Origin of the sequence: Saliphagus sp. GCM10025334, assembly GCF_042663485.1 — an archaeon.
Classification (GTDB): domain Archaea; phylum Halobacteriota; class Halobacteria; order Halobacteriales; family Natrialbaceae; genus Natronosalvus.
This window is the reverse complement of the sequence record NZ_JBHTAF010000002.1, coordinates 408537-434460: the sequence shown is the minus strand read 5'-3', so window position 1 is coordinate 434460 and position 25924 is coordinate 408537. Positions and strand designations below refer to the sequence as shown.

Below are 25924 nucleotides of genomic sequence, written 5' to 3'. Positions count from 1 at the left end.
TATCGACTTGCTCCGACCGGTGGACGGTCGACTGATACTCGTGCCGGGAGAGCCGGTTCAGAGATCGAAGAGCGCCGTCGCCGTCTCGCCCATGACGCCCGCCCGCACTTCGTCTTCTAGCTCGAGTTCCTCGAGGTCTTCGAGCGTCTGGTCGGCTTTCTCCATCCCAAATGGGTAATCCGTGCCGAATAAGAGGCGCTCGGCACCGACCGTCTCCACCGCCAGGTCCATCGCCGGCGGGTGAAACGAGATGGTGTCGTAGTGGAACTCCCGGAGGTACTCGACGACGGGCTGTTTGGGGTACTGGTCCGGACCCGATCGGAACTGGTCGCGACCGCGCTCGAGCCGCCCCACGAGATAGGGCAGGGCGCCGCCCATGTGATAGACCACGAGGTCGAAGTCGTGGCGGTCGAAGAAGCCGTCGAAGATCAGCCGAGCGACCTGGATCGTCGTCTCGGTCGGGAAGACGGCGAGCGGGTTGAAGATCCACTCCTCGTCCTCGAAGGTGTGGCTCACCTCGTTTCGCCCAGGGTGCATCACCGCGGTCAGGTCGAGGTCGTCGAGTCGGTTGAATACTGGCTCGAGGTCCGGGTGGGACAGTTTCATCCCGCGAACGGTCGTCGGGAGCGCGACGCCGGCGAGGCCGAGGTCCGCGACGCGGTCCAGTTCGGCGACGGCCTCGTCTGGTTCGCGGAGCGGAAGCGTCCCGAGTCCGGCGATGCGACCGGGATACTCGTCCTGGAGGTCGGCGAATCCGTCGTTGATCGCCCGGACCAGGGTTCTGGATTCGTCGATCGAAATCGGCCCCTCGTTCGGGTTCGGCGTCGAGACGGACGCGAGCGTGGTGTCGACATCGTGGTCGTCCATCCACTCGAGGCGCGCCTCGGGATCCCGAAAGCCGGGAAAGAGGGGGAACGATCCGGTCGTGTGACAGACGAACTCCTGGTCGCCGTGGCGCTCGATACGAACCTCGCCGTCGGCCTCCCGCAGGCGGTCCCGGAAGGGCGCCGGCAGGAAGTGGGTGTGGCAGTCTACTCGCATTGCTCAGAGGGTGTTCCGGATCGCCGTCACGATGTCGCCGCTGTGCGGAATCACTTCCTGCTCGAGCGGCGGGCTGAACGGGATTGGGACGTTCGGCACGCCGACGCGCTCGACGGGGGCGTCCAGACGCCAGAACGCCTCCTCGTTGATCTGGGCGGCGATCTCGCCCTGGGCGCCAGCCATGAGCGGCGTCTCGTCGACGACGACTGCGCGCCCGGTCTTGTCGACGCTCGCGGCGATGGTGTCGATGTCGAGGGGATCCAGGGTGCGAGGACTGATGAGTTCGATGTCGACTTCGCCCTCGAGTTCCTCCATCGCGTCCATCGCCTCGTACAGCATCGCCTGGGTGGCGACGACGGTCACGTCCTCGCCTTCCTCGAGCACGGCGGCTTCACCGAGCGGGATCGTGTACTCCTCGACGGGCACCTCGCCTGTCTTGTTGAAGACGTTGGCGTGCTCGAAGAAGAAGACGGGGTCGTCGTGGCGGATCGCGCTCTTGAGCAGGCCTTTGGCGTCGTAGGGCGTCGAGACGGCGACGACGCGGATGCCCGAGAGGTGCATCGCCAGCGAGTGGAGCGTCTTCGAGTGCTGGGCGGCCGCCGAAAAACCGCCGCCGTCGACGGTCCGGATTGTTAGCGGAATGTCGAGTTTCCCGCCGAACATGTAGCGCATCAGCGCGACCTGGTTCATGATCTGGTCGAAGGCCACACCCATGAAGTCGGAGTACATGATCTCGACGACCGGGCGCATTCCAGCGGCGGCGGCTCCGAGTCCGGTGCCGACGATGGCCGATTCGCTAATAGGGGTGTCGCGGACACGCGTCGGGCCGAATTCGTCGAGTAATCCCTCAGAGACGCTGAAACTGCCGCCCCGGTCGGCGACGTCGATTCCCTGCAAGAAGACGTCCTCGTCGCGGGCCATCTCCTCGTGCATCGCCTCGCGGAGCGCTTCCGTGACGCTGATCTCCTTGGTCTCGCCGTCAGTGTCGACGGTCGGTGTGGTTGCCATGTTAGAGTTCCTCCGCGTACAGTCCCTCGTACGCCGCGTCGGGTTCCGGCAGCGGCGAGTCCTTCGCGAACTCGACTGCCTCGTCCAGTTCCTTCTCGATCGATTCGCCCAGTTCCTCGTACTCGTCCTCGGAGATGACGCCCGCGTCGATCAGTTTCTCGCTGTAGGTCTCGACGGGGTCGGCCGTTCGCCAGTCGGGCAGGTCCTCGTTCTCCTTGTACCACTGCGGGTCGCCTTCGTAGTGGCCCTTGTACCGATAGGTTTTGGCCTCGATGACGGTTGGCCCGCCGCCGTTGCGGGCGCGCTCGACGGCTTCCCGGGAGGCCTCGTACATCTCTTCGACGTCCTGGCCGTTGACGATCTCGCCGGGTACGTCGTAGGCGTCGGCCTGTTTGACGAGGTCGCTGACCGGGTGCTGGTCGTGGACACTGGTCATCTCGCCGTAGTGGTTATTCTCGACGACGTAGATTTGGGGGAGGTCCCACAGCGCCGCCAGGTGGAGCGCCTCGTGGTACGGGCCGTTGGAGGTGGCACCGTCACCGAGGAAGGAGACGGCGACGTCGTCGTCGCCGCGGATCTGGGAGGCCAGTGCCGCCCCGCCACCGATCGGCGTCCCGGCCGCGACGATACCGTTGGCGCCGAGCATCCCGGCGTCGACGTCCGCGATGTGCATGCTCCCGCCCTTGCCGTTACAGTACCCGGTCGTCCGACCGTACAACTCGGCCATCATCTTCTTCGGATCCAGCCCCTTCGCGAGGGCGTGTCCGTGCCCTCGGTGGGTGCTCGTGATGTAGTCCGACTCCTCGAGCGTGGAGCACGCGCCGACGGCGACGGCCTCCGACCCGATGTAGAGGTGGACGAACCCCGGAATCTCGTTGTCGGCGAACAACTCGCCGACGCGCGTTTCGAATCGGCGGATCAACTCCATTCGTTCGAGGAGAAGTGATTGATCCACGTCTGTGGTAGATTCTGCCATCCACTTCATACCAACCAGTCCGACGTATTATAGTTGACGGGGACGGTTTCTCTCGACTCGAGGCTACAGTCACTGGTGAGAGGTGTAGATTTATGGGACCACAGGGATCACTACTGGTGTATGCCAACGCACGACATAGTAGTGGCAGGTGCCGGACACAACAGTCTCATCACCGCCGCCTACGCCGCTCGTTGCGGGTTCGACGTGGGTGTCGTCGAAGCCCAGGAGACCATCGGGGGCGACACGGCGACCGAAGAATTGACTCAGCCCGGATTCAGACACGACTCGTGTTCGACAGCCCACAACCTCATCCAGGCGAGTCCGACGATCAAGGACGACGAACTCGAGCTGTTCGATACCTACGGCCTCGAGTACATCAGACCGGACCCCGTCGTGACGATTCCGTTCGACGACGGGACGAGCCTCACGATGTGGCGGGACCGCGAACGGACGGCCGCGGAGTTCGCAAAGTTCTCGGAAGCCGACGCGCAAGCGTACCTCGATCTCCTCGATGACTACGCCGAGATCGCTCCCTACTACACGCGAGCGCGGTACTCACCCCCGTCGGAGGGCACGATCCCGGAGACGCTTGCCGAGGCGCCGAACGGTGAGGCGTGGATCAGACGGAGCCTCGAGAGTCCGCTCGACATCCTCGAGCGGCGCTTCGAGCACCCCAAGACGCGTGCGTTCCTGGCGTGGATGGCGTTCATGACGATCAAGCCAATCGACCGCCCTGGCGGCGGATTGCGGGCCTTTTCGCTGACCTACGGCCGTCAGAAGAACTCCTGGGTACTCCCGAGGGGCGGGTCGGCCGCGCTGCCGGAGGCACTCGAGTCGTGCCTGCTCGACCACGGTGCGACGGTCTACACGGACCAGCCGGTCGTCGAGTTCCTCGTCGAGGACGGGACTGCCGTCGGCGTCGAAACGGCCGACGGGGCCACCTACCGCGCGACCGAAGCGGTGGTCTCGACCGTCCACGTGACCGACCTCGTGGACATGATCCCCGAGGCGGACCTGCCCGAGGCGTTCGCGGACGGCGTGAAAAACTGGAAGGCCGGCCTCTCGATGTTCGCGGCCCACTACGCGGCCGAGGAACCGCCGCGCTACCGGACCGAGGAGGGCGACCTCGAGAGCGTCGCGATGGGGACGGTCGGCAGCGTCGAGAACCTCCTCGACGCGACGGTCGCGTTCGAGAAGGGCGAGGTCCACCTCGATGATCCGTTCATCCTCTCGCTGTGCCCGTCCGTGGCCGACGACACACGCGCCCCGGAGGGCAAGCACACGTACAAACTCGTGGGCGTGTTCCCGTACGATCACGCCGACGGCTCCGAGACCTGGGACGAGCGCAAGCAGGCCGTCGCCGACGCCCTGCTCGAGCATCTCCGTGAGTACGCCCCGAACTTCACCGAAGACGTCGTCATCGACTCCTACGTCGAGAGTCCGCTGGACCTCGAGCGGCGCAACCCGCACAACTACCGCGGGTCCTGTCACGGCGGGGACTATACGCCAGACCAGTACGACGAGCGCCGTCCAGTGGCTGGCTTCTCGGACTACCGCGGGCCCGTCGACGGACTCTATCTCACCGGCGCGTGCACCCACCCGGGCGGGAGCGTCAGCGGCGCGCCCGGGCGAAACTGCGCGACGGTCCTACTCGAGGACCTGGGACTGGGGCTCGAGGCTGGTATCGCGAAAAAGTAAGTCGCCTACTGTTCCTCGTGTGCGACGTCGCCGCCGACGAACGAGGCGAACATCGTACAGCCGTCGGGATACTCCATCGGGCCGTGGGGCACGTTCTGCCCGTAGTAGTAGTCGCCCGGTGTGAGTTCGTGCCCGTCCACGAGCATCCGGCCCTCGAGGACGAGCGAGGCGTGGGCTCCCTCGTGGGTGTGCTCGGGTTCGACGTATCCAGGTGGGAATTTGACGAAGAAGTCCGTTCGGGCCTCGGCGTCGTTCTCGTTGACGATCTTCATTCGAACGCCCTCGGGGAGGGTGAGGACGTCGCCGGCCTCCCAGTCGATACCGTCGCGGGCGATGGCAAGTTCGACGTCTGTCTGGACGATGGTCGGTTCCTGCGGGTCGATTTTGGGAAATTGTCGGGTCATGGGTTCGTGGTTCGTTGGTCGTGGATCGTCGGTCGAAGAGTACTCGTCAGCCGTTACGTAGCGCCACCCGAACGGCGAGGTCGTCGCCCCCGGTGAACGTCTCGTAGGCCTTGGTGAACGCCTCGAGGGGGAACTCGTGGGTGATCAGCGAGCCGAGCTCGACGGCACCGCTTCGAACCATTCGTTCGCTCGCTTCGGCGAGGTTCGAGTGGGCGCGACAGCCCCGGACGTCGATCTCGCGCTTGACGATGTCGGCCACGGGGAGTCTGAAGTAGTCCTCGGTCGGCATCCCGTCGAGGCTGACCGTCCCGTCCTCGCGCGTGACCTCGATCGCCTGCCGAACGCTCTCCTCGACGCCGACGGCCTCGAGGGCGACGTCGACGCCGGTGCCATCGGTCAGGTCGTAGATTTCTGAAACAACGTCGGCGTCGTACGCAACGGTGTGGTCGGCACCCAGCGAGGCCGCCAGTTCGTTGTTCCGGGGGTTTCCCGTCGCGATAACGCGATCCGCGCCGAGGGCCTGGGCCTGCTGGACGCAGCAGAGACCGATGATGCCGGTGCCGAAGACGGCGACGGTGTCGCCGGGATCGATCTCGCCCCGGACGGTGCAGTTGAGCGCGATGGCGTTCGTGTCGATCAGGGCCGCGGCGGGCCAGGAGATCGAGTCGTCGAGGTGATAGAGCAGGTCCTCGGGGACGGCCACGTACTCCGCGAACGAGCCGTTGAGGGTGTGGCCGATCTGGCGGTGGCCGACCTCGTTGTTCCCGAAGCTCTCACAGAGCTGGTAGTTGCCGCGGCGACACTGCGTGCAGAATCCGCAACCCGAGTGGGTCTCGCTGAACACGCGGTCGCCGGGTTCGAAGCGGTGGACGTCCTCGCCGACCGCGACCACCTCGCCGGCCCACTCGTGGCCCGGAATGAACGGGTACTCGGGCGGCCACGGGAGCTTCCCGGCGAACATCTTCGGATCCGAGCCACAGATCGTCGTCGCGCGAACGCGACAGACGACGTTCTCGACGTCGGTCAATCCGGGTACCTCGACTGTCTCGAGCGACCAGTCGTCGACCTCGTGGAGCACCACTGCCTCCATTTGTCGTGGAATCGGCTCGCCGTTCCTCGCAGCCATGTCCTGTCACTCGTTGGCACATGACGAAAGTCTTTCCATCGCTCGAGAGCAACCGAGGCGAACCTCTTTTACGATCCCTTCCATGCTTCGACCATGGGATTCGATCTTACCGACCGAACCGCGGTCGTGACCGGCGCCGGACGCGGCATCGGCGAGGAAATCGCACTGTCGTTCGCCGACGCGGGCGCGGACCTCGTGGTGACCGCAAGAACTGAGTCAGAGATCAAGGACACGGCCGAGGCGGCCCGCGGACGAGGCGTCGAGGCCGTCGCCGTACCGACCGATCTCGGCGACGAAGCACAGATCGACGCGCTCTTCGAGCACGCGCGAGCCGAACTAGGGACGCCCGACGTGCTCGTGAACAACGCCGCGGCCAACCTCGCGAACGACCCGCTCGAGCAGACCCTCGAGGAGACGCAGACGATGCTCGACGTCAACCTTCGGGCCGCGTTTACCGGCTCACAGCGGTTCGCCCGCGCCGTGATCGACGACGAGTCGGTCGACGACGCACGCATCATCGGCGTCTCGAGCGTGGTCGCCCACGTCGGCGTCCCGGCGATGAGCCTCTACGGGGCGACCAAAGCCGGGCTGATCGGCCTCTCGCGCTCCCTCGCGGTCGCCCTCGGCGAACGCGGGATCACGGTCAACACCGTCAGCCCCGGCATGACCCGCGTGGAGCGGATCGACCGACTGCTTGAGGAGAAGGGGGACATCTACGATCTGGACCGGATCCCCCTCCAGCGGCTGGCGGATCCGGCCGACATCGCCTCGGCGTGTTGCTTTCTCGCGTCGGAACACGCGAGCTACGTCACGGGCGAGGATCTCACGGTCGACGGCGGCGTGAAGGCGACGGCGGGGCTCTATCCCTGAGTCAGATGGCCGGTCGCCGCACGGTAGTCCGCTGGACGTCAGCACGCACCACACGTTTATGACCGGTCGGCCGAAGGTGTCAGTATGGCCAGCCAGCGGAGGATGCCGGCGGCGGTGCTGAACGAACCGGGCGACCTCTCGATCGAGGAGGTTCCGGTGCCCGAACCAGAGTCCGGGGAAGTCCTCGTCCGGATCCGTGCCTGCGGCGTGTGTGGCACTGATCTGAAGATGCGCGACCACGGGTGGCCCGGCGCGGAGTATCCGGTCGTCCTCGGTCACGAATGGACCGGCGAGGTCGTCGAACTCGGGCCGAACACGCACAAGTTCGCGGTCGGCGACCGGGTGGCTGACGAGACCCACGACGCCTGCGGGTTCTGCAAGAACTGCAAGGTTGGTCGCTACACCGCCTGTCTGAACTACGGGGACGAGTCGATGGGACACAAACACCACGGGTTCACCGTCGACGGCGGCTACACCCACTATTGCACCATCGGCGAGCGGAATCTCCATCACCTCCCCGACGAACTGAGTTTTCGCGAGGGGACGCTGATCACGACCGCAGGCTGTTCGCAGTACGCCGTCGAGAAAGCCGACGTGCAGGCCGGGGACTTCGTCGTCGTCATCGGGCCGGGCGCGATCGGTCTCACCGCCGTCCAGTGCGCCAACTTCAGGGGTGCGAGCGAGGTGGTGATGACCGGGACGCGCGAGGAGCGCCTCGAGGTCGCCCGCGAGGTGGGCGCCGATCACACGATCGACGTCACCGAAGTCGATCCCGTCGAGCGCGTCGCATCCCTGACCGACGGACTGGGTGCGGACGTGGTGATCGAGACCGCCGCTCGGCACGACACCATCGCCGAGGCCGTCGAAATGACCGCTCCGGCCGGCAACGTCGCGCTCCTGGGTAATCCGGGCGAGGGGACCAGCCCGATTCCGACCTCGAAACTCGTCGCCGCCGATATCGACCTCCACGGCGTCAAAGCCCAGGGCATGAACAGCGCTCACCGCGTGACGCAACTGCTCGCAAAGCGCGACTTTTGGACTGATCCGATCCTCACCCACGAATTCGAATTCGAGGACTTCTTCGAGGCGATCGACACCTTCGAGAACCGACGGGACGGCGCGATCAAAGTCGTCGTGCGGTTCTAACCTAGCTGGTGTCGTCGCGCGGTGCACGCCGGCGCTCCGTGATACAGGCTAAGCGCATTTCACCCCGTTCGCTCGCGGTACTCGTCGGCCGAGAGGAGCGGTCCCTCCTCCGGGTCGCGCTCGAGGTCCACCTCGATCAGCCATCCCTCTCCGTAGGGAGCCCGGTTGAGAAGTTCTGGCTCGGTCTCGAGGCGCTCGTTGGCGGTGACGACCGTCCCCGTCACCGGCGAGTACAGGTCCGAGGTGGCCTTGATGCTCTCGACCGTACCGAACGGAGCCTCCTGCTCGAGGTCGGTTCCCGCCTCGGGCAGTTCGACGAAGACAACGTCGCCCAGTTCGTCCTGGGCGAAGTCCGTGAGGCCGACGGTCGCGACCTTTTCTTCGGTGCGAACCCACTCGTGACTCTCCAGATACGACAGCGCCTCCGGTACGTCGAAGCTCATCGTCGAGACCGACTCCGGGCGTGACAAAAAGCGTTCTGCTTCGAGCGATCCCGTCAGCGATCCGCCGAGACGTCGAGAACGACCTTGCCGACCGTCCCCCCGTCGAGACATCGGCGCTGGGCCTCGCCGGCCTCCTCGAGCGGGTACGTCGCGGCGACTTCGGCCGAGACGTCGCCCCGACCCAGCAGTCGTGCCGCCGTTTCGAGCCCCTCGCCGTGGTGGGCCGTCGCCCGCATGTGGGAGACGAAGGCGAGGTCGGCCTGCTTTGCCTTCGCAGACCCGGCGACGGGCTTCTCGATGGTGATCGGGCCGTCCTCTCCGAGGACGACGACGGTCCCGGCGTCGGCCAGGACATCGATGTCCGTCGCGACGTTCGCCGCGGCGTGGGTCTCCACGACCACGTCTACTGGTCGGCCGTCGCTCGCCTCGAGGATCCGCTCGGCCAGGTCGTCGCCACGGTAGTCGACGGCCGAATCGACGCCGAACCGGCGAGCGTCGTCCGTCGCTTCGGCCCGACACGTCCCGACGACGAACGCGCCGGCTTCGCGTGCGAGCTGGGCGGCGGCGTGGCCGACGCCCCCGGTCGCCCCCTGTATCAGGCAGACGTCGTCCAGCCGAAGGCCTCCTCGAGCGAGCGCCTGGAGGCCGGTCGTTACGGTTTCGGCGGCGGCCGCGCCTTCGAACCAGCCGACGCTCGCCGGAAGGTGAGCGACCCTGTGGTCGGGCACTGCGACGTACTCCGCGTACGTGCCTGGACGGTCGAGTCCGAGACCGGTGGTGAAGACCCGGCCGCCGGGTTCGAAGGCCGAGACGTCCGCACCGGCGGCGGCGACGACCCCCGACGCGTCTCCGCCGAGGACGTGCGGGAGTCCGTCGTCGGGTTCGACGAGTCCCTCGCGGACGTAGGCGTCGAACGGGTTGACGGCGGCGGCGCGTACCTCGATCAGGACCTCGGTCGGGTCCGGGTCCGGACGCGCGACTTCCTCGAGTAGCAGGGCGTTCTCGTCACCGAACTCGCGGATTCGAATCGCTCGCATGGGTCGAGTCATCGGTTCCACGGCGCTTTCTCCGGGGGATCGACCACGCGGTGCTCGCGGTCGATCGCGTCCAGTCGCTCGAGGACTGACGGCGGGAGCGGTTCCGTCGCCGCCGCGTAATTCTCTCTGAGGTGGCGCTCCCCGGTCGCTTTCGGAATCGGAACCACCCCTTCCTTCGAGGCGAGCCACCCGAGACAGAGTTCGACGACGGAGTGTCCGGTGTCGTCGGCGATCTCGAGGAGCTCCGGCGTGTCGAACGCCTTCCCTCGGATCAGCGGACAGTACGCCACCAGCGTTGTGTCGTGTTCGAGGGCGTACGCGTGCAGCCGCTCCTGCTGGAGCAGGGGATGCATCTCGACCTGGTGGGCGACGATCGGTGCCTCGAGGACGTCCCGCGCTTCGGCGAGCAGGTCCGGCGAGAAGTTCGCGACGCCGATGGCGTCGGCGACCCCGTCGTCGACGAGGCGGTCGAACGCCGGGAGCGTCTCCTCGGGGTCGTAGGTGACGCCGGGCCAGTGGACGTACAGCAGGTCGACCGACTCGAGGCCGAGGCGCTCGAGACTCTCCCGGGCGGTCTCGAGGACGTCGTCGTACGCGAGGTTCGTCTCCTCGATTTTCGTCGCAATCGTGAGGTCTCCACGGGGGACGGTCGCCGCCTCGATTCCCGCGCACACGGCGGCTTCGGTGCCGTACTTCTGGGCGGTGTCGACGTGTCGATAGCCGAGTTCGACTGCGGTTCGAACGCCCTCGATGCAGGCGTCGGATGTTTCGAACCCCATCGTCCCGAGACCGGGCGACGGGACAGCTGTCAGATCCATGGAGAATACTCTCGCGCTGTCGACAAAGTCGTTTGCCCCGGTCGAGGTTCCCCGCTGCGGTCGATCGATGGGCTACCACGTGAAGTTCACGACGGCTCGAGGGGTATCTTGATACCCCGACCGACCGAATGCGAATCCAATGGCACGATACAGACTGGGTCAGCAGAACGACCGTCAGGCGTACTACGAGCGCTTCGACGACGCGGAGTTCGACCGTCGGTACGCCGCCGTTCGAGACCTCCTCGAGGAGCGCGACCTCGAGGCGCTCGTCGTCTACGGCGACGGCGGGTTCCACGCCGACACGATCGGCTACCTGCTCGATTACCGACCGCCGTTCGCGACGTACCTGCTCGTCTTCGCGGACCCCGACGAGCCGACGACCGTCCTCGTTGGCATCAGCAACCACGTCCAGTACGTTCGCGAGTCCAGCGTCGCCGAGGACGTCGATACGATGCTCCCCGACCCGGCCGGGACGGTCGTCGATCGGCTTCACGAGGCGGGCGTGGACGGCAACCGGATCGGCCTCTCGACCGGCGATCCCCGATACGGTCTCTCTGTCCCGCACGATCACGCGATGCAGTTCGAGGCCGATCTCGACGGCGAACTCGTCGACGTCACTGCGGACGTCACCCGGCTCATCAGCGTCACCGGTTCGGCCGAACGAGAGGTGCTGGACCGGTCGGCGACCCTCCTGGACGAAGCGATGACCGCCTTCGAGACGGCGCTCGAGCCCGGCGTCACGGAGCGAGAACTGGCCGGCGTCCTCGCCGACACCTGCGTGAAAGCGGGCGGGACCCTCGGTGCGACGTTTATTTCCTCGGCTCCGCAGGAGGGCGCCGGACCGGGCGAACCGCTCCCGTGGAAGCAACCGTCCGCTCGGACGGTCGAGGCGGGCGACGTCGTCACCACGGAGATTTCGGCCGGTTTCAGGGGCTACAAGACGCAGATTCATCGACCCTACGTCGTCGATTCGGAACCGTCTCGCGAGTACGCCGACGCGTTCGCCGTCGCTCGAGAGACGTACGACGGTATCCTCGACGCCCTCCAGCCGGGGAACACTGCCAGGGACGTCGCCGACGCGATGGCGCCGCTCGAGCACTCGCCCTACAAGAACTACGACGTGCTGGTTCACGGCTACGGGAGCGGCTATCGCCACCCCTTCATCGGCGTCGAGGAATCGAACTACTGGCCCGGTATCGACGATTCACTCACGGAAACGTGGACCTTCGAACCCGGACAGGTCATCGTCGCTCAGCCAAACGTCGCCACGCCGGACGAACGGGTCGGCCTGCAGTTCGGAACGACCGTCGTCATTCGCGAGGACGGGCCGGAAAATCTCCAGACGTACCCGGACGAGTTCGTCCGGGTCTGAAACGGAGGTGCTCAGTCTTCGTATGTCGTCACCGTGACGGGCACGCTCGAGTTCAGAATGACGCGCTGTGCCGCGTCGCCGAAAATCGCCTTCCCACTCGGTGAGCGTTTGCGACCGGCGATGAAGATGTGGTCGCACTCGCGGTCTTCCGCCACCTTGAGCACCTGCGACGACGTGTCACCGACGCGCCCGACGGACTCGAAGGACGGGCCGTCGGCGCCGAACACGTCCCGACCGACCTCCTCGGCGAGTTGCTTCGCCCCAGCTTCGGCCTGGGAAACGCCGTACGAGCCACCTTCGCTGGTATTGAGGTCGTTCAGCGCTTTCTGGGTCTCGTTGTACTCCGATTCGCTCGTGACGTGGAGGAGGAGGAACTCGGCTCCTACCGCGTCTACGATTTCACCCGCCTCTTTGACGAACTGCTTGGTCGGGTCAATCGGGTCGACGACGAGTAGTGCTCGGTGCATACGTATCGATGCCGACCGAAGATATTTAGTGATATCGACCGTCCCGAACGGAACGGTCGACGGACCGACGACGCGTCACTCGTAGAGGTAACACGCGACCGCGTGATTCTCCTCATCCAGACGCAACGCGGGCTGATCGACCTGCTGGAACTGGATCGTTACCTGCCGGTCCGATGCGTCGGCCGACCTGATCGCGTCGAACAGCATCGGCTTGTGTGCACGGAGGTGGTCGGATTCCCCGGTCAACACGCGGTATGCACGGTCGACGTCGACGTCGTCGTCGAAGTCGAACGCGGCTTCGTAGCCGTCGAATGACGTCGAGTCGATCCCGTCGTAGAGCCGCCTCAACTCGCCCTCCTCGCCGGCGTGGCGGTCGAGCAGGTCGTACAGGTCCCGTCCGCTCCAGCCACAGAACGACTCCACCTTGTGACATCGCGTGTGGAACCGGCACCCGGTCGGCGGGTTCTCCGGTTCCGGAACGTCTCCCTCGAGGTGGATGACCTCGTTCGTCTCGATCGCCGGACTCGAGGAGATCAACGCCTCGGTGTAGGGATGTTTTGGGGCCGAAAAGAGCCGGTCAGCCGACGTCCGCTCCACGATCTGTCCGAGGTACATCACGGAAATTTCGTCCGCCATGTGCCGGATGACGCCGAGGTCGTGCGTGATACAGAGGAACGTCAACCCGTGTTTCTCCTGCAGGTCCTCGAGCAGGTTGAGGATCTGCGCCTGGACGCTCACGTCCAGCGCGCTCGTCGGCTCGTCGAGTACCACGAGCGACGGGTTCGGAGCGAGCGACCGCGCGATCGCGACGCGCTGTTTCTGGCCGCCCGAGAGCATGTGCGGGTACCGGTACATGAAGTCCTCGCCCAGACCGACCTCCTCGAGCAGGCCGACCACGCGGGCCTCCCGCTCGTCGATCGACAGCTCGGTGTGGAGTTTGAGCGGCCGGGCGACGATGTCCTTGATCAACTGGCGCGGGTTCAGGGACGACGTCGGATTCTGGAAGACGAACTGCGCGTTGCGACGGAAATCCGCCTGTCTGTCGTCTCGCAGGGAATTTATCTCGTACTCCTTGCGAAGCGTCTCGAGGCGGTCCTGCTCGGCATCGGAGCGGTGGTCGACGGTCTCGAGGTCGGTGATTTCGTCGGCGACGTCGCTGGGGACGTCGAAGTAGATGTGCCCGTCGGTCGGCTCGTCGAGCCTGACCAGCAGTCGGGCCAGCGTCGACTTGCCACACCCGCTTTCGCCGACGAGTCCGACCGTTTGCCCGCTCTCGATTCGAAGGTCGACCCCGTCGACCGCCTGCACGTCACCGACGTGGCGGTTCAGGATTCCCGCCCGGATAGGGTAGTATTTCTTGAGGCCGAACCCGAGGACCATCACGTTCGACTCCGTGCTATCGGTTCGTTCGTCCATCTGCAGATCGCTAGTGCTCATCGGTCTCCTCCATTGGATCGTACGCCTCCCTGACGACCCGGTGTTGCTCTTCGGGATACAGGTGACAGCTCGCCCGGTGTCCCGGTTCCTGCTCGACGATTGGCGGCACCGTGGTCGAGCAGTGATCCATCTCCTCGGGGCAGCGGGTGCAGAATCGGCACCCGGTCGGCGGCTGCGTCAGATCGGGGATGGAACCGCCGATTCCCCGGAGCTCCTGGCCGAGGTTCGCCTCGTTCGGGATCGAGTTGAGAAGCCCCCACGTGTAGGGGTGCATCGCGTTGTTGTACACCTGATCGACCGTTCCGATCTCGGCGATCGAACCGGCGTACATCACGGCCACTCGATCGGCGATGTCTTCGACGAGCGTCAGGTCGTGCGTGATGTAGATGAGACTGGTGTTGTACTTCTCCTTGAGGTCGTTCATCAGGTCCAGCACGCGCGACTGGATCGTTACGTCGAGCGCAGTCGTCGGCTCGTCACAGATCAGCAGGTCCGGCTTAGAAACGAGTCCCATCGCGATCATCACGCGCTGTTTCATCCCGCCGGAGAGTTCGTGTGGATACTTCTTGATGACTTCTGGAGGATTCGGAATGTTGGTGTCGTTCAGAATCTCGACGACGCGGTCGCGAAGCTCGGCCCGGATCGCTTTCTTGTGTTTTCGTAGTGGCGGGATTTCGCTCAGCAGCGATTTGACGACCGACCGCTCGTTCGAACACTGGTTCTCGAGGACGTAGTACATCGCGGCGTTTACGTTCTCCGAGGCGACGCCCGCTGCACGCATCACCTCTTCGCCGTGGTGAGAGAGGATGCTCTCGGCGATCTGATCGAAAATCCGCAGGGACGGGTTGAGCGCGGTGTCGGGATCCTGGAACACCATGGAGATGCGCTTCCCGCGAAGCTGTTGCATCTCCCCTGGAGACCGCTCGAGGAGGTCTTCGAACGCCTTCCCCTCCCCGAAACACTCCTCGCAGCCGGCGCCTCCACAGCCGGCGCAGTCTTCGGTGGTCCGAAAGAGAACTCGCCCCGAGACGTACCGTCCCGGGGGCGTCGGGACGAGTTGCATGAAACTTCGCGCGGTGATCGTTTTTCCGCAGCCGGTCTCGCCGACCAGGGCGAGCGTCTCCCCCTCGTAGACGTCGAACGACACGCCGTCGAGCGCCTTGACGACACCGCGATTCGTGTCGAAGTGCAGGTGCAGATCCTCGACGCGGCCGATCAGCGGTCTCGACTCGCTAGGGGGGTCGGTCGTGGCCGTCCCGGTAACGCGTTCTTCGGTGCTCATTGGTGGACGGTGAACCGTACGACCCTGCCTGCGCCTGGATCACTGGTTCTCGGACGAACGCTAGACATTATCATTGTCATCGGTCTCTGTTGGTGTCGATGGGAGCAATTGTTATTAATGTTATCTCGATTTTCTCCACGAACACCGGTTACTCGTTCACACTCATTGATTGAAACACACTTAGCCTATATCGAAATGAGCGAGCGACACCAGTACCGGGTAGGCCGGTGGAGACAGTCGCGTTGCCGGCCTCCGACCGCTCCATTCTCGTCGTCGCTCGCGAACGAATCACCACAAATTTATAGTGGTGTGAATGGTATCCACTGTCATATGGAAGTTCGAGACTACGTAATCAGACGTGTCCTATACCTCATCCCGACGATCTTTCTCGTCACGCTGATAACGTTCGGGCTAACGCGTATTTCGGGGGTCCCCATCGGTGCGTACGTATCCGCTGCATCGGGGCAAGAACAGGTCGAAGCCGCTCGCGAACTGTACGGGTTAGACGAACCACTGTGGAAACAGTATCTCATCTGGATGCGAGGAATACTCACGGGTGACTGGGGATGGTCGACCGAGGCGGCCGCTCCGGTCACGCAGGCTCTCATCCAGAAGGCACCGGCCTCGTTCGAACTGGCAATCGCCGGCATCATTATGGCCGGTATTATCAGTATAACCCTAGGAACCCTGGCTGGAAAGTATCAGGATACCTGGATCGATCACTTCTCGCGCGCGCTCGCGATCGGCGGCATGTCGACCCCGCAGTTCTGGGCCGGCCTCATGTTGATTCTGGTCGGCTACGTCTACCTGGGATGGTTCCCGCTCGGACGCTCCGATCCCGCGATTTACGCGACGATCTCGCACCCGACCGGCTTCTACACGCTCGACGCCCTGTTGAACGCGAACCTGGCCGCGTTCTGGGACGCCGTCTGGCACCTGTTCCTCCCGGCACTGACGATCGGTTACGCCGAGTCGGCCGTGATCACCCGCCATCTTCGCTCCGAAATCGTCGAGAAGAAACGCGAGGAGTACGCCGACGCGGCTCGCGCTCGCGGCGTCAAAGAGGGAATCGTGTTCGCGAAACACATTCGTCGAAACGCGTTGATTCCGACCGTCACGGTCGCGGGACTGAGTTTCGCGTTCCTGCTGCGTGGAATCGTCGTCGTCGAGCTGGTCTTCGCCTGGCCGGGACTGGGGAGGTGGGTCGCCAACGCCGCGGTTGCTGGCGACGCACCGGCCATCATGGGCTTCATCTTACTCGTCGGGGTGTCGACAATACTCGTCAACCTCGGTGTGGACGTCACGTACGCGTATCTCGACCCGCGGGTCGAACTGGGTGAATAACGATGGGGGAAATCATGTCAATCGTACAAAACTGGACGCCGGATCGACGTAGTATCGAGATGCGAATGGGGCGGGTGCGCTCCGTCTTCGAGGAGATGATCGAGAATCCACTGACCCTGATCGGGGTCATCGTGGTCGTCAGTTTCATCCTCCTGGCGCTGTTCACGCCGCTTTTGTTCCCCGCACAGGGGCAGGACGCCTATCAGATGCCTCGAGACTGGCAGAACGCGGAGGAACCACCGCTGAGCGAGGGTCATCTGCTGGGGACCACCCAGACCGGGGGAGACGTTCTCTACGGCATCGCCTGGGGATCACGGCTGTCGATCGGATTGTCGATTGCCGTCGTAACGGTGACGGCGTTCATCGGAACGATCGTCGGCGGCGTCGCCGGGTTCGTCGGCGGTTGGGTAGACGACTTGCTCATGCGGGTCGTCGACGCTCTCATCGCTATTCCACCGTTGATCTTCGCGCTGGCGTTCGTCGTCGCCGTAGGGCCGGCCTACCAGAATATCGCGATCGCGTTGATGGCGATGATGTGGGGCTCGTACGCGCGTATCATCCGCGGCGAGGTCATCCACGTCAAGAACAACGAGTACGTCGACGCGGCTCGCGTCGCTGGCGTGAGCGAGCTCTCACTATTCGTCCGCGACGTCTTGCCGAACGCGATTCCACCGATCTTCGTCCAGTCGACGCTCTACTTCGGTCGTGTCGTCCTGATCGCGGCCAGTCTCGCCTTCATCGGCCTGGCACAACCGGGCATTACCGAGTGGGGGGTCATGATCTCGAACGGCCAGAGTGACCTCGTCGCCGGCCGCTGGTGGACCTCGGTCTTCCCGGGCATCGCGATCTTCCTGTGGGCATTTGGCTGGAACATGATTGGAGACGGACTCCGCGACGTCCTCGACCCGCGCGCGCTCTCTGAATAGGACCTGGCCGCCCGATCGCCCGTTTCTGACACCGTTTCAATTAATCATAATTATTATCGCTGTACGAATCGCCGCAACGTTTATTATGATTTAATATGCATATGTGAACATGTCCCAGAGGACACGACGGCAGTTACTCACAGCAGTGGGCACAGGCAGTGGTATCGCACTCGCAGGTTGCGTCGGGGGTGGGAACGGCGACGGTAACGGTGGAAACGGGGGTAACGGCGGCAACGGCAATGGTGGTAACGGCGGCGGTGGCGGTACGATAACGTTCGCCGACGCGAGTGATCCAGACAACCTCGATCCGCACGCGGTCGATTCGACCAGCGACGTATCGTTCCTGTGTTTTCCAGGTAACGCTTACGAGACGCTCATCGGGTACCCACCGGATGGCGACGACCTCGAGCCGTGGCTCGCCACGGAGGTTCCGACACGAGACGCCGGGTTGATCTCCGAAGACGGACGAACGTTCGAATTTCCCATTCGAGAGGGCGTTCAGTTCCACACTGGTGGCGAGTTGACCGCGGACGACGTCGTCTTCTCCATCGAACGGGCCCTGACGATGAATCTGAGCCCGGACGTCGGCCAGCTCGAGCGGATCGAATCGATCGAAGCGCTCGACGATTACACGGTCGAGATCACGCTCGACGAGGCATATGCCCCGTTCCTGACTACCGCACTAACCCGACCGGTTGCCGGGATCGTGAGTCAGGAGGCAGTCGAGGAGAACGGCGGCGTCTCTGAAGGCGAGCCGAACGAGTGGATGGTCCAGAACACAGCGGGAACCGGTCCATACCAGGCAGGTGACTGGTCACAGGGAGAACGGATCGAGTGGGTCGCCTTCGGGGACTACTGGGACGATCAGTACCCGAACATCGATCGGATCGTCCAGCAGGCGGTTCCGGAAATTGGAACGCGCGCTTCGATGATCGAGCGAGGGGACGCCCACATGGCGGAAGCTCCGGCGGCGGAACTCACCAACGTTGAGGGGACGCCGAACGCGGAGTTCTTCTTCAACGCGACGTTCGACCCGGCTCACATCACGTTCAACTTCGAGATTCCGTACGACCTCGATAACATGCCGGACGACGACGATGTCGATCCGGACTTCTTCCAGGATCCACGCGTCCGTCAGGCGTTCGGGTTCGCGTTCGATTACGACACGTACATCGAACAGATCTGGAACGGCCACGCGACCCGGATGAACCAGTACCACTTCGAGGGGATGATTGGCTACGACGAGGACGCCCCGAACTTCGAGTACGATCCCGAACGCGCGGAGGAACTCTTCCGCGAGGCCGGTTACTGGGACCGCGGCTTCACGATCACGTCCTACGACGAGCAGATCCCCGAGTTCTCGGAAGGGAACCTCTTGCTCAAGGACAACCTCGAGTCGCTCAACGACAACTTCACGCTCCGCGTCGAGTCGATTACGGAGTCTCAGATGGTCGAGCGTCACAGTGCCGAGCAGTTCCAGTTCCCGCTGGAATTCCACGGCTTCCTGCCGCAGGGGCCTGACCCCGACGCGTACTATCGGCCGCTGTACGCCGAGAACGGATCGGTCGGGTCCCGTAGTCGAGCGTACAATCACGTCGACTCGGCGATCATGGAGAACATCGACGCGGCGGCGAACGACCCCGACCCGGAAGCACGAGAGGAAATTTACAGCGAGCTTCAACAACAGGTCTTCGAGGATCCGGCCGTCATCGGGATCACCCAGGAGGAGGGGATGGTCATGCACAACGCCTGCGTCGAGCCCGCCTGGAACGCGCCGTGGATGCGCTGGCAGATGAAGCACTGGACCGCCGACGGCTGCTGATTGAATCGAGCTATCGCCGGAGGAACGATCAGCGCCGTTCCGACCACCCCCGGAATGCGTTACTTTCATTTCTACCCGCAGAGAGTGACACCGTAGATGCGCGTTCGCCAGCTCCGTCCGTCCGTCCCTCGAGAGGTCGAACTCACGGTCGCGCTCGTGAGCGGGTCACACGCGATCAATCACCTGTATCTGGTCTTGTTGCCGCCAATTTTCGGCATCCTCGCTGGCGAGTTCGACGTGGGGCTCGCGACGCTCGGCCTCGCCGTCGGCACGCAGGGCGCGTTCAACATGGTGTTCCAGCTTCCCTTCGGCTACGTGTCGGACAATCACAGCCGACTGCTGGCGCTGTGTTCGGGGCTCGGGCTGGCGTCGGTCGGCGTCCTGGTGACCGCATCCGCGCCGACGATCGAGTGGGTGTTCGTCGGCCAGGCGATACTCGGCATCGGCATCGCGGCCCACCATCCGGCGCACTTCCCGATGCTCTCGGCCGCGACCAGCAGCGAGAACCGCGGGCGCGTGTTCAGTATCCACAGTTTTTCGGGAAATATCGGCTACGCCGCGGCCCCGACACTCATCGTCGCGCTCACCCGCCTCGACGGGGTCACCTGGCGGGCCGTCTTCGTCTTTGCCGCCGTCCTCGGCGCCGGATACGGACTGCTCTGTTTGCTCGTCTTCGGCCGGTACGTCGGGTCGACGATTACGCGCAGGGAGGGGACCGATAGCGGTGACTCGGCTGACGCTCCCCTCGCCACCGAAACACGTCACGCTTCGGCTCGAGAACGTGTCCGTAAGTCCCTCGAGTCGCTTGCCACCTCTCCCGCTATCGTCGCCCTGGCGGTACTCGCGCTCGTGACCGGCATCGCGAACTGGGGTATCCGCTCGTACGCCGTCGTGTTGCTCACCGACGGTTACGGACTCGACCTCGGCCTCGCGAACGTGTTGTACACCGCGATGTTCGTCGTGACGGCGATCATCATTCTCGTCGGGGGTGACCTCGCCGATCGGATTTCGGCGGAGTCGATCTTGCTCACCAGTTACGGCGGGTTGCTCGTCGCCGCGCTCGTGGTCGGGTCGTTCCTCCTGCCGCCCCTGCTGGCGGGCGTCGCGGTGATCCTCGCGGGCGGGAGCATCGGATTTGGTGGCCCCGCCCGCTCGAAACTGACGGACAAACTGTCCGCACAGGCCGACCTCGGAACGAACTTCGCCGTCATCACCGTCGGCATCACGCTCGCGGGAAGTGTCGCACCGCCGGTGTTCGGCGTCATCATCGATTACACCAGTTTTTCGACGGCGTTTCTCGTTATCGGCGGCGTCGGAGCGGTCTGCATCGCGTTGACGCTGGCTATCCTGCAACGCTACGGCACCGGGTTCGAGCGGGAATCCCCGGTCGAGGCTGATTAGGCGGCCGCCGAGGCCGTGACCGTCCATAGAACTTTGCCGGTGCACGTCAGTGGGTAGGGTATGTCCGAGGAGACACTCGAGCGAGGCGACTCGTTCGTCACGGAATCGCTGACCAACTGGACGCCCCGATTCGTCGCGAACGGCATCGACTACAACGACCTGGCGCGACTCGAGACGGCAATCGACGACTGGAGCGAGTGGCTCGGCGCCTTCCAGCGCGTCGGCCAGGAATACGAGGCCCTCGGCGACGAGGCGCGCGACCGCGGGGACGAGGAGAGTGCCGGGAATCACTACACCCGGGCGGCGATGTACTACCACTTCGGCTCGCACGTCTGGCACGAGGACGACGACTGGAGTCGCGACGTCCACGCGGACGCCGTCGACGTATTCAGGCGCGGCGCCGAACTGCTCGAGCCGACGTTCGAACGCATCGAGGCGCCGTACGACGCTGGCGGGTTCGACGTCCCGGCCAACCTCCGAACGCCGGCGGGAAGCGAAGACGCGCCACTCGTCGTGTTGATCCCCGGCCTGGACTCGATCAAAGAGGAGCTTTCGACGTACGCCAGGGAGTTCCACGAGCGCGGACTCGCGACGCTCGCCGTCGACGGCGCCGGTCAGGGCGAGACCTGGCACGAACAGGGCATGACTCCTGAGTATCCCGCGCTCATCGGGAGCGTGCTCGACGAACTCGAGCGCCGAGACCCCGCCGGCGTCGACACGTCTCGAATCGGCATCTACGGCGTTTCCCTCGGTGGGTTCTACGCTCCATATGTTGCGGCCAACGAAGATCGGATCGACGCCTGTGTTGGCATCTCCGGCCCGTTCACTGTCGGTCCCGTCAGTACGAGAGGTGGCGGCCTCCTGGCCGAGCAGTTCGAGTGGGCTTGCAAGACCGACTCGCTCATCGACGTCGACGAGATCACCGAGCGACTCACGCTCAGTCGAGACATCGAGAACCTCACCGTGCCGACGCTCGTCGCGACCGGCGCGAACGACGTCATTATCCACCCACGCCAGTCGGAACGAATCGCCAGGCGGGCGCCCAACGGCGAGTTCCTGTTTTACGACGAGGGCAATCACGTCTGTAACAACATCCCGCACAAGTACCGACCGCGGACGGCCGACTGGTTGCGCGCTCACCTCGAGTAGCGGCGCTCCCTCGGGCGTGGCAGATCCGCCACCCCGCGCCGCGCGTTCGTCTACGAGATTCTGAAACACCCTAAGCCTATATTTCGTGCTATCGTCGACTCCAGGCAAACTGGTCGATGGGAGCATTTATTACTCGAGGCGACCCTCGTTAGAGCAGGCGGTATGTGGGCACGCCACATACGCAGCGATCGTACGACACGAGCCACCAAGCGAGGGTCCATCGAATGTCACTACACATCGAATCCGACTGGATCGAAACCGACGAGACGATCCCGGTCAGGAACAAGTACGACGGAACCGTTCTCGAGGAAGTGAGCAAGGCGACGCCGACGGACGTGGCGGACGCCATCACCGCCGCCAGAGAGGCGACCGAGACGATGAGAAAGATGCCGGCTCACGAACGCGCCGACATCCTCGAGGAGACGGCACGGCTGATCGAGGAGCGAACCGACGAGTTCGCCGAGGTCATGGCTGCCGAGGCGGGGAAGCCGATCGGGACGGCCCGCGGCGAGGTCGGCCGCGCCGTGAGCACGTTCACCTTTTCAGCGGAGGAGGCGAAGCGACTCGGCGGCGAGGAGATCCCGCTCGACGCGCAACCGGGGAACGGCAACCGTATCGCGTTCACCAAACGCTTTCCGAAAGGGGTGATCGGGGCGATTTCGCCGTTCAACTTCCCACTCAACCTCGTCGCCCACAAGCTCGGACCGGCGTTTGCCGGCGGCAACACCGTCGTCCTGAAGCCAGCGACGACGACGCCGTTAACGGCAATCAAACTCACGGAGACGCTGTTCGACGCCGGACTGCCGCGTGACGCGCTCAACCTCGTCATCGGGAGCGGATCGACGGTCGGACAGGCCCTGCTCGACAGCGAGGACGTCGACCACTACACGTTCACCGGCAGTCGCGCCGTCGGCAAGCGGGTCACCGAAAGTGCCGGTCTGGCGTCGGTCTCGCTCGAACTCGGCAACAACTCGCCGGTGATCGTCCACGAGGACGCCGACGTCGAGGACGCCGCGGATCGGATCAGCGACGGCGGGTTCTCCTACGCGGGCCAGATGTGCATCAGCGTCCAGCGCGTCCTCGTTCACGAGGCGGTCCACGACGACCTCGTTGACGCGCTCGTCGCCCGCGTCGAGGACCTGGCCGTCGGCGATCCGCTCGAGAAAGCGACCGACGTCGGGCCGATGATCGACGAGGGCGACGCCGAGAGGATCGAAGAGTGGATCGCGAACGCGACCGAACAGGGCGCCGAACTCGTCGTCGGCGGGGAACGTGACGGGGCCGTCCTCGAGCCGACCATCGTCGACGGCGCGACCCAGGAGATGGACGTCGTCTGCCGCGAGGCGTTCGCCCCCGTGCTCGCGATCCAGACATACGACGACGTCGACGACGCGATCCGGCTGGCCAACGACACCGACTACGGCCTGCAGGCGGGCATCTTCACGTTCGACCACCGTGTCGGTTTGAAGGCGGCGACGAACATCGACTGCGGCGGCGTCATGATCAACGACATCTCGACGTTCCGGGCCGATCACCAGCCCTACGGGGGTAGCAAGGCGAGCGGCATCGGCCGCGAGGGGCCGAAGTACGCCGTCCACGAGATGACCGAGGAGCGCGTGATCGCGTTCCGACCGAACGAGGATCTGTTCCTCTGACACACTCGTCCCGCCGCAGGACTACTGATTTACCTGGTCTTCGATTCCCGATTCTCGATTCGGCCGTGGGCACGATCGAATCTCCCTCTGCTTCGACGCCGCCACTGCGATCGACCGCGAGCAGCGCATCGTTCGAGAGACGAACGACGTCCAGCCACCTTTATATCGACGTCGGCGAAAGCATCAGGGCATGGGACTAGACGAGGATTCGCTCGAGTACCACCGATCGGATCCCCCGGGCAAGATCGAGATTTCGACGACCAAGTCGACGAACACCCAGCGAGACCTGAGCCTCGCATACTCGCCGGGGGTCGCCGCCCCCTGTCGCGAGATTCGCGACGACTCCGAGGACGCCTACACCTACACCGCGAAGGGGAACCTCGTGGGCGTCGTCTCGAACGGGTCGGCGGTACTGGGACTCGGAAATATCGGCGCCCAGGCGTCGAAACCCGTCATGGAGGGGAAGGGCGTCCTGTTCAAGCGCTTCGCCGACATCGACGTCTTCGACATCGAACTCGATTACGACGACCCCCACGAGTTCGCGGACGCCGTCGTCGCCATGGAGCCGACCTTCGGCGGCGTCAACTTAGAAGACATCACCTCCCCGGATTGCTTCGTCATCGAGAAGCGCCTCCGCGAGGAGATGGACGTCCCTGTCTTCCACGACGACCAGCACGGGACGGCCATCATCAGCGGCGCGGCGCTGCTGAACACGGCGGAGATCACCGGAAAAGCCCTCGAGGACCTGCGAGTCGTCTTCTCTGGCGCCGGTGCGAGTGCGCTCTCGACAGCCCGGTTCTACGCCTCTCTCGGCGTCCGGAAGGACAACATCCTCATGTGCGATTCGACCGGAATCGTGACAACCAACCGCGTCGAACGCGGCGAGATCAACGAGTACAAAGAAGAGTTCGCTCGAGACGTGCCCGAGGGCGACCTCGCGGACTTGATGGAGGGTGCGGACGTGTTCGTCGGCCTGTCGGTGGGCGGGATCGTCGACGAGTCGATGATTCAGTCGATGGCACGAGATCCCGTCGTCTTCGCGATGGCGAATCCGGATCCCGAAATCCCGTACGAACGGGCGAAAAACGCCCGTGACGATACGGTCATCGTGGCCACCGGGCGCTCGGACTACCCCAACCAGGTCAACAACGTCCTCGGGTTCCCGTTCCTCTTCCGCGGCGCCCTCGACGTTCGCGCGAGCGGGATCAATGAGGCAATGAAAGTCGCGGCAGCCGAGGCGCTCGCAGACCTCGCCCGCCAGGACGTCCCCGACGCGGTCGTCAAGGCCTACGGCGACCAACCCCTCCAGTTCGGATCGGAGTACATCATCCCGAAACCCCTCGACCCGCGCGTCCTCTTCGAAGTCGCGCCCGCGGTCGCGCGAGCGGCGATGGACAGTGGGGCCGCCCGCATCGAGATCGATCTCGAGGCCTACCGAGATCGACTCGAGGCTCGTCTGGGTAAGTCCCGGGAGATGATGCGCGTCGTCCTCAACAAGGCCAAGAGCGACCCGAAGCGCGTTGCGCTCGCCGAAGGAGGCGACGAGAAGATCATCCGAGCGGCCTATCAGCTCGTCGAGCAAGAGATCGCCGAACCGGTGCTGATCGGCGACGAGGACGAGATCGCTCGTACGGCGGCGAACCTCGGTCTCGAGTTCGCCCCGGAGGTCGTGGACCCGACCGGCGGGACCGATGAGGCGTATGTCGAACGCCTCTACGAACGCCGTCGACGCAAGGGTATCACGCGCAGCGAAGCCGAGGAACTGATTCGCGACAGCAACTACTTCGCGTCCGTGATGGTCGAGTCGGGTGACGCGGATGCGATGCTCACCGGGCTCACCCACCACTATCCCTCGGCCTTGCGGCCGCCGCTTCAGATCATCGGTACGGCCGAGGACGCCGAGTACGCCGCCGGCGTCTACCTCCTCACGTTCAAAAACCGGATACTCTTCGTGGCCGATGCGACGGTCAACCAGGACCCGGACGCCGAAATCCTCGCGGAAGTTACCCGACACACGGCTAACCTGGCGCGTCGTTTCAACGTCGAACCTCGCGCCGCCTTGCTCTCGTACTCGAACTTCGGCTCGGTGACGAACGAGGGGACGCGAAAGCCGCGGCACGCGGTCGAACTGCTCAAGGCCGATCCAGCCGTAGACTTTCCCGTCGATGGCGAGATGCAGGCTGATACGGCCGTCGTCGAGGACTTGCTCCAGGGCACCTACGAGTTCTCCGACCTGGATGCGCCGGCGAACGTGCTCGTCTTCCCGAACCTCGAGTCGGGCAACATCAGCTACAAACTCCTCCAGCGCCTCGGCGGGGCGGAGGCCATCGGCCCGATGCTCGTCGGGATGGACAAACCGGTCCACGTCCTCCAGCGGGACGACGAAGTCAAAGACATCGTCAACATGGCCGGTGTCGCGGTCGTCGACGCCCAGCAAGGCTGAGAGACGTCGCTCGAGCGGGCCCAAACTCCAGCTCCGCGTGCAGTACTGTTCGCCCGGCG

General features: G+C 64.5%; 22 protein-coding genes. 11 read left to right on the top strand and 11 right to left on the bottom strand.

Annotation, left to right across the window (positions count from 1 at the left end; all coding sequences use genetic code 11):
* Positions 1 to 57: 57 nt before the first annotated feature.
* The 3 genes from ACFQO4_RS10405 to ACFQO4_RS10395 are packed head-to-tail and all read right to left on the bottom strand — an operon-like array spanning position 58 to position 3025.
* Positions 58 to 1041 (bottom strand): amidohydrolase family protein, encoded by a 984-nt coding sequence (locus ACFQO4_RS10405; protein ID WP_500260850.1) that lies wholly within the window; start codon positions 1039 to 1041, stop codon positions 58 to 60.
* Positions 1042 to 1044: 3 nt separating this feature from the next.
* Positions 1045 to 2049 carry an alpha-ketoacid dehydrogenase subunit beta gene (locus ACFQO4_RS10400; RefSeq protein WP_500260849.1) on the bottom strand — a complete coding sequence of 335 codons (1005 nt, stop codon included), beginning with the start codon at positions 2047 to 2049 and terminating at the stop codon, positions 1045 to 1047.
* 1 nt (position 2050) lies between these two features.
* Positions 2051 to 3025 (bottom strand): thiamine pyrophosphate-dependent dehydrogenase E1 component subunit alpha, encoded by a 975-nt coding sequence (locus ACFQO4_RS10395; RefSeq protein WP_500260848.1) that lies wholly within the window; start codon positions 3023 to 3025, stop codon positions 2051 to 2053.
* Positions 3026 to 3145: 120 nt separating this feature from the next.
* Between ACFQO4_RS10395 and ACFQO4_RS10390 the strand changes: the two genes are divergently transcribed.
* On the top strand, positions 3146 to 4723 hold the full coding sequence (locus ACFQO4_RS10390) for a phytoene desaturase family protein (protein ID WP_500260847.1): 1578 nt from the start codon (positions 3146 to 3148) through the stop codon (positions 4721 to 4723).
* A gap of 5 nt (positions 4724 to 4728) precedes the next feature.
* Here ACFQO4_RS10390 and ACFQO4_RS10385 read toward each other — a convergent pair whose 3' ends face one another.
* Both ACFQO4_RS10385 and ACFQO4_RS10380 read right to left on the bottom strand, forming a co-directional pair.
* The gene (locus ACFQO4_RS10385) at positions 4729 to 5127 is read right to left on the bottom strand and encodes a cupin domain-containing protein (RefSeq protein WP_500260846.1); all 399 of its coding nucleotides are present in this window, start codon (positions 5125 to 5127) and stop codon (positions 4729 to 4731) included.
* 46 nt (positions 5128 to 5173) lie between these two features.
* Positions 5174 to 6253, bottom strand: coding sequence for a zinc-dependent alcohol dehydrogenase (locus tag ACFQO4_RS10380; RefSeq protein WP_500260845.1), 1080 nt, complete (start codon positions 6251 to 6253; stop codon positions 5174 to 5176).
* A gap of 93 nt (positions 6254 to 6346) precedes the next feature.
* Between ACFQO4_RS10380 and ACFQO4_RS10375 the strand changes: the two genes are divergently transcribed.
* Positions 6347 to 7123 carry an SDR family NAD(P)-dependent oxidoreductase gene (locus ACFQO4_RS10375; protein WP_500260844.1) on the top strand — a complete coding sequence of 259 codons (777 nt, stop codon included), beginning with the start codon at positions 6347 to 6349 and terminating at the stop codon, positions 7121 to 7123.
* 84 nt (positions 7124 to 7207) lie between these two features.
* Positions 7208 to 8269 carry a zinc-dependent alcohol dehydrogenase gene (locus ACFQO4_RS10370; RefSeq protein ID WP_500260843.1) on the top strand — a complete coding sequence of 354 codons (1062 nt, stop codon included), beginning with the start codon at positions 7208 to 7210 and terminating at the stop codon, positions 8267 to 8269.
* 59 nt (positions 8270 to 8328) lie between these two features.
* Here ACFQO4_RS10370 and gcvH read toward each other — a convergent pair whose 3' ends face one another.
* Genes gcvH through ACFQO4_RS10355 form a run of 3 tightly spaced genes read right to left on the bottom strand, consistent with a single transcriptional unit; the run spans position 8329 to position 10567 of the window.
* The gene (gene gcvH / locus ACFQO4_RS10365; RefSeq protein WP_500260842.1) at positions 8329 to 8712 is read right to left on the bottom strand and encodes a glycine cleavage system protein GcvH; all 384 of its coding nucleotides are present in this window, start codon (positions 8710 to 8712) and stop codon (positions 8329 to 8331) included.
* 53 nt (positions 8713 to 8765) lie between these two features.
* Positions 8766 to 9761, bottom strand: a complete 996-nt coding sequence (locus tag ACFQO4_RS10360; RefSeq protein WP_500260841.1) for an NADPH:quinone reductase — start codon at positions 9759 to 9761, stop codon at positions 8766 to 8768.
* Positions 9758 to 10567 (bottom strand): aldo/keto reductase, encoded by an 810-nt coding sequence (locus ACFQO4_RS10355; RefSeq protein WP_500260840.1) that lies wholly within the window; start codon positions 10565 to 10567, stop codon positions 9758 to 9760. Before ACFQO4_RS10355 ends, ACFQO4_RS10360 begins: the two co-directional genes overlap by 4 nt.
* A gap of 139 nt (positions 10568 to 10706) precedes the next feature.
* On the opposite strand from ACFQO4_RS10355, the gene ACFQO4_RS10350 reads away from it, so the two are divergent.
* Entirely contained in the window at positions 10707 to 11939 is a 1233-nt protein-coding gene (locus ACFQO4_RS10350; protein ID WP_500260839.1) for a M24 family metallopeptidase, read from the top strand.
* 11 nt (positions 11940 to 11950) lie between these two features.
* Here ACFQO4_RS10350 and ACFQO4_RS10345 read toward each other — a convergent pair whose 3' ends face one another.
* The 3 genes from ACFQO4_RS10345 to ACFQO4_RS10335 form a co-directional block, all read right to left on the bottom strand.
* Positions 11951 to 12406, bottom strand: coding sequence for a universal stress protein (locus ACFQO4_RS10345; RefSeq protein WP_500260838.1), 456 nt, complete (start codon positions 12404 to 12406; stop codon positions 11951 to 11953).
* 75 nt (positions 12407 to 12481) lie between these two features.
* Positions 12482 to 13843, bottom strand: a complete 1362-nt coding sequence (locus ACFQO4_RS10340) for an ABC transporter ATP-binding protein (RefSeq protein WP_500260837.1) — start codon at positions 13841 to 13843, stop codon at positions 12482 to 12484.
* Positions 13833 to 15125, bottom strand: a complete 1293-nt coding sequence (locus ACFQO4_RS10335) for an ABC transporter ATP-binding protein (protein WP_500260836.1) — start codon at positions 15123 to 15125, stop codon at positions 13833 to 13835. The genes ACFQO4_RS10340 and ACFQO4_RS10335 overlap by 11 nt, the downstream gene beginning before the upstream one ends.
* 330 nt (positions 15126 to 15455) lie before the next feature.
* Between ACFQO4_RS10335 and ACFQO4_RS10330 the strand changes: the two genes are divergently transcribed.
* The 7 genes from ACFQO4_RS10330 to ACFQO4_RS10300 all read left to right on the top strand — a co-directional run bounded on the left by ACFQO4_RS10330 (position 15456) and on the right by ACFQO4_RS10300 (position 25865).
* Positions 15456 to 16469 (top strand): ABC transporter permease, encoded by a 1014-nt coding sequence (locus tag ACFQO4_RS10330; protein ID WP_500260835.1) that lies wholly within the window; start codon positions 15456 to 15458, stop codon positions 16467 to 16469.
* 14 nt (positions 16470 to 16483) lie between these two features.
* Positions 16484 to 17395: an ABC transporter permease gene (locus tag ACFQO4_RS10325; RefSeq protein WP_500260834.1), complete on the top strand. Its 912-nt coding sequence runs from the start codon at positions 16484 to 16486 to the stop codon at positions 17393 to 17395.
* Positions 17396 to 17504: 109 nt separating this feature from the next.
* Positions 17505 to 19217, top strand: coding sequence for an ABC transporter substrate-binding protein (locus ACFQO4_RS10320; protein WP_500260833.1), 1713 nt, complete (start codon positions 17505 to 17507; stop codon positions 19215 to 19217).
* 96 nt (positions 19218 to 19313) lie between these two features.
* On the top strand, positions 19314 to 20618 hold the full coding sequence (locus ACFQO4_RS10315) for an MFS transporter (protein WP_500260832.1): 1305 nt from the start codon (positions 19314 to 19316) through the stop codon (positions 20616 to 20618).
* Positions 20619 to 20678: 60 nt separating this feature from the next.
* The gene (locus tag ACFQO4_RS10310) at positions 20679 to 21767 is read left to right on the top strand and encodes an alpha/beta hydrolase family protein (protein ID WP_500260831.1); all 1089 of its coding nucleotides are present in this window, start codon (positions 20679 to 20681) and stop codon (positions 21765 to 21767) included.
* 224 nt (positions 21768 to 21991) lie between these two features.
* Entirely contained in the window at positions 21992 to 23422 is a 1431-nt protein-coding gene (locus ACFQO4_RS10305) for an aldehyde dehydrogenase family protein (RefSeq protein WP_500260830.1), read from the top strand.
* A gap of 190 nt (positions 23423 to 23612) precedes the next feature.
* On the top strand, positions 23613 to 25865 hold the full coding sequence (locus ACFQO4_RS10300) for an NADP-dependent malic enzyme (protein ID WP_500260829.1): 2253 nt from the start codon (positions 23613 to 23615) through the stop codon (positions 25863 to 25865).
* Positions 25866 to 25924: the final 59 nt, after the last annotated feature.

Bases quoted from the DNA above. Each gene is read 5' to 3' on its own strand.
- ACFQO4_RS10315 (WP_500260832.1), top strand. From the start codon at position 19,314: ATGCGCGTTCGCCAGCTCCGTCCGTCCGTCCCTCGAGAGGTCGAACTC.
- ACFQO4_RS10390 (WP_500260847.1), top strand. From the start codon at position 3,146: ATGCCAACGCACGACATAGTAGTGGCAGGTGCCGGACACAACAGTCTC.
- ACFQO4_RS10305 (WP_500260830.1), top strand. From the start codon at position 21,992: ATGTCACTACACATCGAATCCGACTGGATCGAAACCGACGAGACGATC.
- ACFQO4_RS10395 (WP_500260848.1), bottom strand. From the start codon at position 3,025: ATGGCAGAATCTACCACAGACGTGGATCAATCACTTCTCCTCGAACGA.
- ACFQO4_RS10300 (WP_500260829.1), top strand. From the start codon at position 23,613: ATGGGACTAGACGAGGATTCGCTCGAGTACCACCGATCGGATCCCCCG.
- ACFQO4_RS10405 (WP_500260850.1), bottom strand. From the start codon at position 1,041: ATGCGAGTAGACTGCCACACCCACTTCCTGCCGGCGCCCTTCCGGGAC.
- ACFQO4_RS10355 (WP_500260840.1), bottom strand. From the start codon at position 10,567: ATGGATCTGACAGCTGTCCCGTCGCCCGGTCTCGGGACGATGGGGTTC.
- ACFQO4_RS10310 (WP_500260831.1), top strand. From the start codon at position 20,679: ATGTCCGAGGAGACACTCGAGCGAGGCGACTCGTTCGTCACGGAATCG.
- ACFQO4_RS10385 (WP_500260846.1), bottom strand. From the start codon at position 5,127: ATGACCCGACAATTTCCCAAAATCGACCCGCAGGAACCGACCATCGTC.
- ACFQO4_RS10400 (WP_500260849.1), bottom strand. From the start codon at position 2,049: ATGGCAACCACACCGACCGTCGACACTGACGGCGAGACCAAGGAGATC.
- ACFQO4_RS10345 (WP_500260838.1), bottom strand. From the start codon at position 12,406: ATGCACCGAGCACTACTCGTCGTCGACCCGATTGACCCGACCAAGCAG.
- ACFQO4_RS10350 (WP_500260839.1), top strand. From the start codon at position 10,707: ATGGCACGATACAGACTGGGTCAGCAGAACGACCGTCAGGCGTACTAC.
- ACFQO4_RS10340 (WP_500260837.1), bottom strand. From the start codon at position 13,843: ATGAGCACTAGCGATCTGCAGATGGACGAACGAACCGATAGCACGGAG.
- ACFQO4_RS10375 (WP_500260844.1), top strand. From the start codon at position 6,347: ATGGGATTCGATCTTACCGACCGAACCGCGGTCGTGACCGGCGCCGGA.
- gcvH (WP_500260842.1), bottom strand. From the start codon at position 8,712: ATGAGCTTCGACGTACCGGAGGCGCTGTCGTATCTGGAGAGTCACGAG.
- ACFQO4_RS10325 (WP_500260834.1), top strand. From the start codon at position 16,484: ATGTCAATCGTACAAAACTGGACGCCGGATCGACGTAGTATCGAGATG.
- ACFQO4_RS10370 (WP_500260843.1), top strand. From the start codon at position 7,208: ATGGCCAGCCAGCGGAGGATGCCGGCGGCGGTGCTGAACGAACCGGGC.
- ACFQO4_RS10320 (WP_500260833.1), top strand. From the start codon at position 17,505: ATGTCCCAGAGGACACGACGGCAGTTACTCACAGCAGTGGGCACAGGC.
- ACFQO4_RS10330 (WP_500260835.1), top strand. From the start codon at position 15,456: ATGGAAGTTCGAGACTACGTAATCAGACGTGTCCTATACCTCATCCCG.
- ACFQO4_RS10335 (WP_500260836.1), bottom strand. From the start codon at position 15,125: ATGAGCACCGAAGAACGCGTTACCGGGACGGCCACGACCGACCCCCCT.
- ACFQO4_RS10360 (WP_500260841.1), bottom strand. From the start codon at position 9,761: ATGACTCGACCCATGCGAGCGATTCGAATCCGCGAGTTCGGTGACGAG.
- ACFQO4_RS10380 (WP_500260845.1), bottom strand. From the start codon at position 6,253: ATGGCTGCGAGGAACGGCGAGCCGATTCCACGACAAATGGAGGCAGTG.